Here is an 11803-nt window from a genome sequence, read left to right as displayed (position 1 = left end):
AAGTTGAATAGGTTTAGATTCTATAATCCCACCAATATTACAATTAAGAGAAATATTTCCAAACATCATTTTCAAGGAGCAGCAATGCAAGATATAATCATACAAAACAATCAAACTTTCATCTCAAATAAAGACAATCTTAGAATATTTTATGATGTGTATATGCCCTCTCACAGCTTAGAATCGCCTATCGTGGTGCAAATTGCGCACGGTATGGTGGAGCATAAAGGGCGATATGAATGGGTAGGCACACATTTAGCAAAGGCAGGTTATGTAGTGGTGATCAATGACCACAGGGCGCACGGGAAAAGCATAGATTCTACTTGTGCGTGGGGCGATATAGGCAAAAGCACTCAAAGCAAAAGCACTCAAGAGACACAAGGAAAGCAAAGCGGTATGCACTATGCAATAGATGATATGCATCAGCTTACATTGATTACAAAAGAGCGATTTAAACCTAGCAAATATGTGCTGCTGGGGCATTCTATGGGTTCTTTGCTTTCACGTGGATATATCAAGGCTTATTTATACGAGCTAGATGCCTTGATACTTTCAGGTTCTCCTGCATATAATCCGCTTGTGGGCTTAGGCAAGGCTTTAGCACAGATTCTATACAAATGCAAACTCCACACTTGGGGCAAACATTTCATCAATTCCCTCTCTTTTGGCAGATTCAATAAGCCATTTTTGCATAATAAAGATGAGGATTGCGCTAAGGGCGGATTTGCGTGGCTGTGCCGTGATAAAGATGTTATAGCAGCGTATAGAGCGGATAACGCGTGTAGCTTTGTTTTCAGCCTGCAAAGCTTTATCGCGCTTTTTGAGCTTATGCAGGAAGTGCATATCACGCACAATCTTAAAGGGGAGCATTTCCCTATATTGATTATAAGCGGGAATTGCGATAGTTGCGGGGATTTTGGCAGAGGAGTGGAAAAAATTGCCAAACAGTATCAAAAAAGCGGTTTTGATGTGGAGCTAAAGCTTTATGGCGGTGCAAGGCACGAGATTTTAAATGAAATTAATAAAAAACAAGTGCTTACTGACATTATAGGCTTTATACAAAAGACTTTGAGCTAAGTCAAGGCAATATATGAGCTTAAGCAATGTCTATCTTTCCACTTACATCATTTTAAGGATAAGCTTTTTTTACCAAAAAAAAGGGGGCGGTATTTTTGCTTGTTATCCTCGATTGGTATTTTGTTCCTGCAAACATACATCCCTGCAAGATTACTTCACCCATCTTAGAGATAAGCAAAATCTTGCTTACACTCGCAAAGCTAAGAGGTAATGAAACAAGGGGATATAGCAATATAGAATCTTAAGCAAGAAGATTCTATGATTAGGGCTTTATTTTACTTCAAGGTATAGATATGCTTATTGTGCAAAAATATGGCGGCACAAGTATGGGGGATTGTGATAGAATCCGCAATGTCGCCCAACGTGTCATTCAAAGCAAAGTACAGGGAAATACTCTTGTGATTGTTGTATCTGCGATGAGCGGAGAGACTGATAGACTTATTGGCTTTGCACAGCACTTTACGCCCCTCCCAAACACAAAAGAAATGGATATGCTTTTAAGCTCTGGAGAGCGCATTACAGCTGCACTTCTTGCTATTGCCCTAGAATCTATGGGGGTGAAAGCTATTTCCTTAAGCGGCAAAGGGGCGGGGATTATAACCGATAATTTTCACACAAAAGCACGTATTGAATATATCGACACAACAAAAATCTTTCACTTTCTTAATGAATGCTATGTCGTGGTTGTAGCAGGATTCCAAGGTATCTCTACCAATGGTGAGGTAACCACACTAGGACGTGGCGGGAGTGATCTCTCTGCTGTGGCATTAGCCGGTGCGCTCAATGCTGATAAGTGTGAGATTTATAGCGATGTTGATGGTGTTTATACCACAGACCCACGCATTGTCAAAGAGGCAAGAAAGTTAGAAAAAATTAGCTATGATGAAATGCTAGAGCTTGCCTCTATGGGCGCAAAAGTCTTGCTTAATCGCTCTGTGGAATTAGCAAAAAAGCTTAATGTTAAGCTACTTTGTGCGAGTTCATTTACCCAAAGCGAAGGCACACTTATCACTAAAGAGGAGGATATAATGGAAAAACCTATTGTAAGTGGCGTAGCACTCGATAAGAATCAAGCACGAGTAAGTCTTGCTGATGTGCTAGACCGCCCGGGTATTGCCGCAGATATTTTTGGGCTTTTGGCAGATAATAATATTAATGTTGATATGATTGTCCAAACTATTGGACGTGATGGTAAGACAGATATTGACTTCACTATCCCCAAAACAGAAATAAGTCTAGTGCAGCAAGTTTTAGAGAAATTCAAAGATGATTTTGGCAATATCGAATATGATAACAATATTGCGAAAGTCTCTATTGTGGGTGTAGGTATGAAGTCCCATTCAGGAGTGGCAAGCACGGCTTTTAAAGCATTGGCAGAGGATAATATCAATATTATGATGATAAGCACGAGCGAAATTAAGATTTCTATGATTATTAGTATCGAATTTGCCCAAGAAGCCGTAAGAAAACTCCATAGTGTATATAAACTTGAGCAGTGATTGATACCCAAAAGGGCAAATATGCAAAACATTAACGATTGGCTTTTAGATACCATACGTGAAGATGAAAAAAAAGGTGTGATGTGTGGCTGGATAGAGGAAAAGCGATTTTTATTTTTGCGTGATATGGCACGTGTCATTTCACATATTATGAACGGTGGTAGCCTCATTGTCCTCACAGATGAAGCCCGCAAGTGGTTTGGTGAATACATTATCCAACATATCAATCAACCACACAAAGGACGACCATTTTTCCCTATTATTCAAATTAAACATTTGCACGATATGATAGATTCTAATGCACAAGGTGATGTGAGAGGATTTAAACTCATTAGTAATATGCTTGATATGATGTATGCAAATTATAGATTCTGGTATATTGGCAAAAAAAATATGCGCGCAAGCTTTGCCAAAAGCTATGGTGATGGGTGGTATTGGATATTTGATGAAAATGATATGTTTAGCCCTACTGATGAGCATTTAGATTATAAGCTTATTAGTCTTTTTAAACTCTTTGACAGAGCGATTCTAGCGGCTATGCTGAATAAAATTTCACTTGATATATAAGGGGCTTCAATGATAGGACTTATCCATATCACACCCCTTATGGACGAGCTCATAGAGGATCTTATAAACAATCGCGACCCGCAATATTACAAGATTTTTAGGGAAGAAGATTTAAAAATTGATATTGCCAAAGAAATAATCGCACAAAGCTATCTCACTTATGAGCAGGAAATGCTTATTGTCATTGCTGCAAATAAATACAATATCGCCGCACAAAACGCGCTTTTAAAAATTATTGAAGAGCCGCCAGAGAAAGTGCAATTTATCATCATCGCTAAAAATAAAAATGCCCTTATCCCCACTATCCGCTCTCGTATGCGTCTTATAGTACATAAACACAAGGCATTTATCCCACCCTTTGAGCTCGATGTCAAAAAGCTAAGCTTAGAATCTATCTATACATTTTGTAAGCAAAACGATAGCGCTAATCACAGCAAGGAGGATATTAAACTGCGGATTCAATCTTTGCTTTTTGCCCTTTTTGAGGCAAAGATTACACTCACACAAAAAGAGCTTTCTTTATTTGATAAAGCCATAGCGCTTAATCAAAATGACGCCACAGAGAAGCAAAACTACATCTTTTTGCCCCTCCTGCTTAGAATCTACCAAAAACAAAAGGGTAAAAAATGATAGTCAAAAGGCTAAATATTGCCTCCATTCCACAAGCGATACAATCCATAGGAACAGACACTATGGGACAAAAGATTATGAGTAAAAAGGCGCAGATTCTTGCCTTTGAGATACGCAATTTAAGCTTTGAAGCGGCAAATATCCTTAAGCAAGAAGCCTTAAGTGTAGGTGGGGAATGCGCCACACCAAGAGGCACTATCACACATAAAGGAGAGCATATCGCCCTGCTTTTTGGCACACAAGCCCAATTTGCAAAATTACTCCCTAAACTCGCCCTGCAGCCCTTTGGGCTAAAATCACTCAAAAAGACATTAGAATCCCATTTACGTCCATTCCATCATACGCCTGAAATAATGGCGATTGTGAATGTTACGCCTGATAGCTTTTATGCTGCCTCAAGGCAAAGTCCGCAAAGCGCAATACACAGAATCTGCTCACTTTTAGAAAAGGATATAACTTATATTGATGTTGGTGCGGCAAGCTCCCGCCCGGGGAGTGAATTGCTAGATTCACAAGAGGAGATAGCCCGTCTTAAGCCTGTGGTAGAATATATTGTCTCCCATCATCTCTATGATAAAAAATGCTTTAGCATAGATACTTATAATCCCAAAACCGCTGATTACGCCCTTTGCAATGGATTTAGCATCATTAATGATGTGAGTGGATTTAGCCATAATGATATGGCAAAAATTTGCGCTAAGCATAAAGCTAGGGCGATTTTAATGCACACTAAAGGCACACCTAAAATAATGCAGAATCTTACTCATACCTACACGCATTTATTTGATGAGATAGATAGATTTTTTATCGATAAAATCGCTACTTTTAAAGACGCGGGTGTGGAGGATATAGTCCTTGATATTGGATTTGGATTTGCTAAAAATAAGGAGCAAAATCTCGCTCTTATCAAACATTTATCACATTTTTTACATTTTGGACTACCCTTGCTTGTAGGGGCTAGTCGTAAAAATACCATAGGAGAAATCACAGGCAAAGAAGCAGAAGAGAGACTTTCAGGCACGCTTGCTCTACATTTATACGCCCTACAAAATGGTGCAAGTATCTTGCGTGCGCACGATGAAGACGCGCATATTGATATGTTAAAAATACATAAGGCAATGCAATGAATACACGAGGTGATATAACGCTCATCAAGGCATTTTTACTGCGACACGGACATACCGAGCAGGAATTAGAGAATCTTGAACGTGATGAGATGATAAACCTCTATGAGAAGGACACCCGCACACAGACATTAAACTTCTTACACTTTATAGACGAAGATTCTTATGCTGTAAAAAGCACACTTGATGAGGCGGATATTGGGGATCTTAAAACTCAAGTGCGTGAAAATGCGGATAATACTTTTATGCTGATTGAACTCATAAGAGAAGGTTTTAATCACTTTAGCTATAGCGATATTGCTGATATTTTAACTATGAATGTAAAAAATATATCTGTGCATAAATTACAGAGAATCTTGCGTATTGCTTATCGTGAATTTCAAGAAACACTTTTAGATCGAATCGCTAAACACCTCAAAGGAATGCCTATTGAAGAATATAAAACTATATTAAATTTTTATGAAAAAAACCGCGATGACATCGCACGATTAAAAAAAACTATTGCTGAACTCACCGATGAAACAAAACGACGGCAAATTGTGGATATGGCGCGTTTAAAACTGCTTGTTATAAAAGATTTTATGCCAAAAAATATTTTTAATGAAACCTACAAAGAGTATTTAAACAATATCCCCGAGAAACTTAATCTTGTAGCTGAAATCCGCCAACTCACGGGTATGTACTCTAAAAATCACCTCAAAAATATCCCTTATGAAGAACTTGAAATCTTAAAAGAGAGAATCCTTGAAGATAAAAGACGAGATGAACGTGATCAAAAAGTCTATGCCCAATATATTCAAATGCTTGAAGAATCTATGTATGGGAGCGATGAGCAGGAATTTAGCAGTGCCTGTATTAAGATTATCACAACCTCTAACCAAGCCCAACTGGCTATGGTTATGGATTACCTCAGTGCAAAAAATCCTGTGTTTCTTAACCGGTTTCATAGTCTTCTACGGGATTTTAAAAAGAATCTTAAGCATTAAAACAAAAAGACAAGGATATTATTATGCAATTAAAAGCATATTCTTACAATACGCTTTGGCAACCAAAACAAGGATAACAAATAATGAAATATATCTATATCCTTATGCTCTCTTTTAGTGTAGCATTGGGGGATTCTGAATTTGTAGATTTCAATAGACTTGAAGAGGAATTTCATATCCATAAGCCCACAATTAAGCAGGATATGAGTATTGATGAATTTATTGAACGCATAGAGCAAAACTCTACTTATCTTGCTAAATCCCGTGCGATGGCGCAAAGTCTCCTTTATGAAGGGAAGGCAAATCGTGCGTGGAATAGCCCCTATATTGACGCGGAAGTTACTCGTGTAAAATCCCCAGCTGGTGGCACACAGCCTGAAAGTCTTATTTTATTTATGCTTGCTCCACGATTGCCGTGGGTGAGCTACACTCTCTCTCAAAGCTATCAAAACAAAATTCTAAGGCAAGAAAAATCCTATGAGCTAACCAAGCGTCTCGCCCTCATTAATGCAAAACGTCTCTACCTAGACTACCTAGTCCTGAATGAGCAGCATCAAATCTACACCACACGTTATGAAAATGCCAAAAACCAGCTTAAAATCTCGCAAGTGCAATATGAAGCAGGACGTATCAGCAAAGCCCAATATCTCTTTTTCAAAAGCGATTTCCTCTCTACCAAAGTCGCACTCAAAACCTCTTACACAGAAATGCTTAACACCCTTAATGCTCTTAAAGTCATACTTGGCATCACAACTCAAGATAGCGACTTACACATTAATGGCTTAGACTTTGCATTCTTACATTCAATCGATACTCCCTATCTTGAAAAAAATTTAAAAGAAAATCTCTATTTGGATATTATTGCCCTTGATATTAAAGACTATCAATATAGTGCCAAAATCGCCTCGCAAAGCCGATTTGATAGCTTTGAAATCGGGGGTGGGATTAACACAAGTGAAACAAGCAATGGTGTGGTGTTTAAAATCAAAGTTCCCCTACCACTTACGACTAAATACGGCAATCAAAAAGCTATGTATCTTGCCTTGCAAAGCGGCGCTATACGTGAGAGCGAAATCTTAAAGGATTCACTATTAATGAATGCAAAATCCTATCTCGAACAGCTTGATGTGAAACAAGAAATCATCGCTTTAGCCAAAGATAATGAAAATAATCGTGCAGAACTCAGTGAAACCTCACGTATTGGCTATGAAGCGGGGAAAATCAGCGCATTTGAATATCTAAGTGTTAAAAATGAGCATTTAGACGCGATGATAGCTACCACACAGGCAAAACGTGATTACATATCTACACTTGCCAAACTAGAAGAGACATTAAGCTCCGTGCTGAATCTCCCTCTAACCTCATCTACAAAGGAAAAATCGTGAAAAAAACTCTATGGTTTGCTCCCTTCATCTTTATGCAATTTGCCCTCTGCTTTGAAGAGATTGTCATTTCACTTGAGGAAATTAGCAAAAATGGTATTAAAATGATTCCCCTTAATCAAGCCTTTAATACCAAGGGTGTGCCATTTAACGCTCTCATTGACTTTGATGATAAAAGCTCTACCACACAAAGCTCAAGTTTTGAAACCATTGTTGTAAATATCTACAAACGTGAGGGCGAACTCGTCCAAAAAGGAGATTTAATCTGTGATATTAGCTCAAATGAGCTAAGTGCACTCTTTTTTGAGCTTACCAATACGCAGGAGCGATTAAAAATTGCCGCTGAAAATGAAGCTAAAGACAAATCGCTTTATAAAGCAGGAGTGATCTCCAAGCGCGAATATCAATTAAGCTATCTTACAATGAATGAATTGCGCTTAAAACTTAATGAGATTAAATCAAAGCTTGATTTACTTGGCATCGACCCTAACTTTATCAAAAATGGCTCTCAAGGCAAATACGGCTTCCCTGTGGTGGCAAAGGCTTCAGGGATTCTATCCGTGGCTCCAAAGCAAAGCGGTGAGAAAATCGAAGCCTTTACCCCTTATGTGAGAATCTCAAAAAATACCGATAATATGAGCAATAATCTCCTAGGACGTATTAAAATCCCCCTCCACCTCTCGCATAATATCCAAAAAGGTGCTCCTGTCTTTGATGATAATGGCAACAGAATCGGTGAGATTGAAACCTTATCCGTGGTGATAGATAAAATCTCAAATACCATTCTTGCTACGGCAAATATCCACAATACCAATCTCAAAGTGGGTGAAATGCTAGAGGTATATATCGATGGATTACTGCCTAAGGGGACGATTCTTATCCCTTCATCGGCTGTTATCAAAAATGGTAATGACTACCTTGTGTTTGTCCAAAGTGCTAAGGGCTTTAAACCTACCAAAATAGAAGTCGTTGAAGAGCGCGATAGTAGCTTTGTGATTAACCCTAAAGGATTAACTAATCAAAACAAGATTGCCACAGGCAATATCATTAGTCTTAAAGGCATAATGGACGGACTTGGGAGAGAGTAATGCTATCTAAAATTATTGAATCTGCCCTCCGCCAACGTATGATTGTTATCTTAAGTGCAATTATGCTTTTTATATTTGGTGTGTATTCATTTTTTACCATTCCCATTGATGCTTTCCCTGATGTCTCCTCCACACAGGTAAAAATCGTCCTCAAAGCCCCGGGTATGGCGCCAGAAGAGGTAGAAAATCGCGTTGTGCGTCCTTTAGAGCTAGAATTACTTGGTTTGCCTAATCAAAAGAGTTTGCGCAGCCTCTCAAAATACGGCATTGCCGATATTACTATTGATTTTAATGATGGCACAGATATTTATCTCGCGCGTAATATGGTCAATGAAAAGCTCTCTACCACTATGGGCGATTTGCCCTCAGGCGTAAGCGGCAGCTTAGTCCCTATTGTAACGCCACTAAGCGATATGTTTATGTTCACTCTTGAAAGCGATGGCTCTATAAGCGAGGTGCAAAAGCGCCAACTCCTTGATTTCACTATTCGCCCGGCATTGCGCAATATCAAAGGCGTGGCGGATATTAACCGCTTAGGCGGGTATGCTAAGGCGATTGTAGTCGTGCCAGATTTTGATGATATGGCACGACTTGGGATCACTATTAGCAATTTAGAAGAAATACTTGATGCGAATCTCAAAAATGATGGCGCTGGGCGGGTATCACGCGATGAGGAGAGCTTTATTGTGAAGATTCAAACAGGCGCGATGGATATCCAGCAAATCAAAAGTATCCCTATTATTACAAAATATGGCTATACGCAGATAGGTAACTTTTGCGATGTGGTAGAGCATCATATGACACGGCTTGGGCTCACTACCATTGATGGCAAGGGTGAGACCACACAGGGCTTAGTGCTATCGCTTAAAGGGGCAAATTCACGTGATGCGATTAAAGATATAAAAGTCAAAATGGAGGAACTAAAAGCAGAATTACCAGAAAATCTAGAAATGCGTGTATTCTATGACCGCTCAGAGCTGACACAAAAAGCTGTGAATAATGTGATTAAAACACTTGCAGAGGCTATTATTTTGATTGTGGTTTTGCTCTTTTTGTTTCTAGGAGATGTCCGCGCAGCTGTGGCTGTGAGCGTTATCCTGCCTCTTGCTATTGCTGTGGCTTTTGTGATGATGCGCTATTATGGCATTTCGGCAAATCTTATGAGTCTTGGGGGGTTAGCTATTGCAGTGGGAATCTTAGTAGATTCTGCTGTGGTTACCGTTGAAAATGCCTTTGAAAAACTAAGTTTAGCTAAAAACTCACATAAGCTCCACACGATTTATCGCGCCTGTAAGGAAATCTCCGTATCTGTTTTTAGCGGAATCCTTATTATCATCGTCTTTTTTGTCCCTATTCTCACTCTTGAGGGGTTAGAGGGCAAGTTCTTTGTCCCACTTGCTCAAACGATTGTATTTGCCCTGCTTGGCTCACTCATACTCTCTATGACCGTTATTCCTGTAATTAGCTCATTTGTGTTAAAAGCCACATCACATCACGAAACCAAAGTTACACAATTCTTTCATAGAATCTACGCTCCTATGCTGCATTTTGCCCTCACAAAGACAAAAATTTTGCTTTGTGGAGCGGCAGGCTTCCTTATTTTAAGCTTCTCTCTCTTCCCATTTATAGGAAGTGCCTTTATGCCTACCCTGCAAGAAGGCAATTTAGTACTCAATATTGAATCTAGCCCCTCTATCTCGCTAGAGCAAAGCCGCGATATGATGTTACTTATACAAAAAGAATTGCTAGAGAGGGTGCCAGAGATTAAAAGTGTTGTAACACGCACAGGTGCTGATGAAGTGGGGCTAGACCCTGCAGGATTCAACCAAAGCGATGCATTTATATCCTTTAAACCTAAAGAGCAATGGCAAGCAAAAAATATGGAGGAGATAGAGGATAAAATCCGCGATGTAGTGAGTGATTTTAAGGGTATGAATATTGCCCTTGTGCAGCCTATTGATATGAGGATTTCCGAAATGCTTACCGGTGTTCGGGGTGATTTAGCCATCAAAATCTTTGGCTTAGAGATTGAAAAGCTCAACGAGCTAAGCACACAAATTGTAAATGTTCTCAAAAACATTCAAGGCTCGGCTGAAGTCTTCACCACACTTAATAAAGGGGTAAATTATCTTTATGTAACGCCCCAGCACTCCGTAATGGCAAGCACAGGTATTTCAAGCGATGAGCTTACCAAATTTATGCGCTCTAGCCTTGAGGGCATTATTGTTACATATATCCCACAGGGCTTTGCAAGAATCCCCGTTATCATTCGTCAAGATGCCGATATTGCCTCGGATATTACCAAGCTTAAAAGCCTGCAAATGAGTTCATTAGATGGGAATCCTGTGCCTATTAGCTCGGTAGCAAACATTAAAGAAGTCGATGGACCCGTGCAGATTCAAAGGGAGCAGTCTAAGCGCTATAGTGTCGTGCGAAGCAATGTGATAGGGCGCGATTTGGGCGGGTTTGTCGAGGAAGCAAAGCAAAAAATTGCCGCACAAGTAGAGCTGCCAGAGGGTTACTCTATTGTCTATGGAGGGCAGTTTGAGAATCAACAGCGCGCTAATAAACGATTCTCTACCGTTATTCCACTTAGTATTTTAGCTATATTTTTCATTCTCTTTTTTACCCTTAAATCCGTCTCTCTCTCTTTGCTGATTTTGCTCAATATTCCCTTTGCCGTTACTGGTGGGCTTATCTCACTCTTTTTATCGGGGGAATATATTTCTGTCCCTGCTTCTGTGGGCTTTATCGCACTTTTTGGTATTGCCGTTCTCAATGGCGTAGTGATGGTGGGCTATTTCTTGCAACTACTTAAAGAGGGATATAGCCTTGATGATACGATTGTAATTGGGGCAAAGCGGCGATTACGTCCGGTGCTAATGACGGCATTTATCGCAGGATTTGGGCTTGTGCCTATGCTGCTCTCTTCTGGTGTGGGAAGCGAAGTGCAAAAACCCCTAGCTATTGTCGTTCTAGGTGGGCTTGTAACTTCCTCAATACTCACATTGCTTATCCTCCCACCACTCTTTAGAATAGTCGTGCGCAAAATTGGCATATAGCCTCCTTATGCTTTGTAGGGATTCTATATAATAATGCAAATAAAATTGTGTTTGTTTGAATTGAAATATTGATGGTTTTTGTTTGATTTTTTACAAACACTACTTTGTTGAGATTCTTTTTCTATTAAGGGGGAGGGGCTTAAATTTGCAAGTGTGGATTAGTGTTTCACACAAATGCGAAGTCGCTCCCTCCCCCTTAAAAATCCCCCACCCCGACAACGCTTTAAGAGGAGGCACTATCGTGCAATTAATTTTATACAAGTGAGGATATACCTCACTTGTGAATAAGCAATTTTGAAATCTTGTTTGTGCCAAAAACGATGGGTTGTTTTTTTGATATTTAAAGATCTCAAAAAATATTTTTACTTTAATGCTTTTAATATCTTTT

The 11803-nt window shown here is 39.4% G+C and carries 9 protein-coding genes; all 9 read left to right on the top strand.

Translation table 11 applies throughout. The features are described from left to right. The first annotated feature begins 84 nt into the window (after nt 1-84). The 9 genes from V3I05_RS08110 to V3I05_RS08070 all read left to right on the top strand — a co-directional run bounded on the left by V3I05_RS08110 (nt 85) and on the right by V3I05_RS08070 (nt 11415). Nucleotides 85-1077, top strand: coding sequence for an alpha/beta fold hydrolase (locus V3I05_RS08110; RefSeq protein ID WP_295698544.1), 993 nt, complete (start codon nt 85-87; stop codon nt 1075-1077). Between the two features lie 293 nt (nt 1078-1370). Further along, nucleotides 1371-2576, top strand: coding sequence for an aspartate kinase (locus V3I05_RS08105; protein WP_343353284.1), 1206 nt, complete (start codon nt 1371-1373; stop codon nt 2574-2576). A 21-nt stretch (nt 2577-2597) separates the two neighbouring features. Further along, complete coding sequence (locus V3I05_RS08100) at nt 2598-3143, top strand: HobA family DNA replication regulator (protein ID WP_295698549.1); 546 nt, start codon at nt 2598-2600, stop codon at nt 3141-3143. 9 nt (nt 3144-3152) lie between these two features. After that, nucleotides 3153-3773: a DNA polymerase III subunit delta' gene (locus tag V3I05_RS08095; RefSeq protein ID WP_300446207.1), complete on the top strand. Its 621-nt coding sequence runs from the start codon at nt 3153-3155 to the stop codon at nt 3771-3773. Then, nucleotides 3770-4900: a dihydropteroate synthase gene (folP, locus tag V3I05_RS08090; RefSeq protein ID WP_343353282.1), complete on the top strand. Its 1131-nt coding sequence runs from the start codon at nt 3770-3772 to the stop codon at nt 4898-4900. The genes V3I05_RS08095 and folP overlap by 4 nt, the downstream gene beginning before the upstream one ends. Beyond that, nucleotides 4897-5883: a hypothetical protein gene (locus V3I05_RS08085; RefSeq protein WP_343353281.1), complete on the top strand. Its 987-nt coding sequence runs from the start codon at nt 4897-4899 to the stop codon at nt 5881-5883. The genes folP and V3I05_RS08085 overlap by 4 nt, the downstream gene beginning before the upstream one ends. An 83-nt stretch (nt 5884-5966) precedes the next feature. Next, nucleotides 5967-7268, top strand: coding sequence for a TolC family protein (locus tag V3I05_RS08080; protein ID WP_343353279.1), 1302 nt, complete (start codon nt 5967-5969; stop codon nt 7266-7268). Beyond that, nucleotides 7265-8353: an efflux RND transporter periplasmic adaptor subunit gene (locus V3I05_RS08075; protein ID WP_370527820.1), complete on the top strand. Its 1089-nt coding sequence runs from the start codon at nt 7265-7267 to the stop codon at nt 8351-8353. Before V3I05_RS08080 ends, V3I05_RS08075 begins: the two co-directional genes overlap by 4 nt. Beyond that, the gene (locus V3I05_RS08070; RefSeq protein ID WP_300446199.1) at nt 8353-11415 is read left to right on the top strand and encodes an efflux RND transporter permease subunit; all 3063 of its coding nucleotides are present in this window, start codon (nt 8353-8355) and stop codon (nt 11413-11415) included. Before V3I05_RS08075 ends, V3I05_RS08070 begins: the two co-directional genes overlap by 1 nt. Nucleotides 11416-11803: the final 388 nt, after the last annotated feature.

Origin of the sequence: Helicobacter mastomyrinus (genome assembly GCF_039555295.1) — a bacterium.
Taxonomy (GTDB): domain Bacteria; phylum Campylobacterota; class Campylobacteria; order Campylobacterales; family Helicobacteraceae; genus Helicobacter_C; species Helicobacter_C mastomyrinus.
Note: the sequence above shows the minus strand (reverse complement) of the source record. Positions and strands in the feature narration are given on the sequence as shown.

What these genes read in the sequence shown, in the direction of transcription:
- V3I05_RS08100 (WP_295698549.1), top strand. Translation starts at nt 2,598, where the DNA reads ATGCAAAACATTAACGATTGGCTTTTAGATACCATACGTGAAGATGAA.
- V3I05_RS08105 (WP_343353284.1), top strand. Translation starts at nt 1,371, where the DNA reads ATGCTTATTGTGCAAAAATATGGCGGCACAAGTATGGGGGATTGTGAT.
- V3I05_RS08095 (WP_300446207.1), top strand. Translation starts at nt 3,153, where the DNA reads ATGATAGGACTTATCCATATCACACCCCTTATGGACGAGCTCATAGAG.
- V3I05_RS08080 (WP_343353279.1), top strand. Translation starts at nt 5,967, where the DNA reads ATGAAATATATCTATATCCTTATGCTCTCTTTTAGTGTAGCATTGGGG.
- folP (WP_343353282.1), top strand. Translation starts at nt 3,770, where the DNA reads ATGATAGTCAAAAGGCTAAATATTGCCTCCATTCCACAAGCGATACAA.
- V3I05_RS08110 (WP_295698544.1), top strand. Translation starts at nt 85, where the DNA reads ATGCAAGATATAATCATACAAAACAATCAAACTTTCATCTCAAATAAA.
- V3I05_RS08085 (WP_343353281.1), top strand. Translation starts at nt 4,897, where the DNA reads ATGAATACACGAGGTGATATAACGCTCATCAAGGCATTTTTACTGCGA.
- V3I05_RS08070 (WP_300446199.1), top strand. Translation starts at nt 8,353, where the DNA reads ATGCTATCTAAAATTATTGAATCTGCCCTCCGCCAACGTATGATTGTT.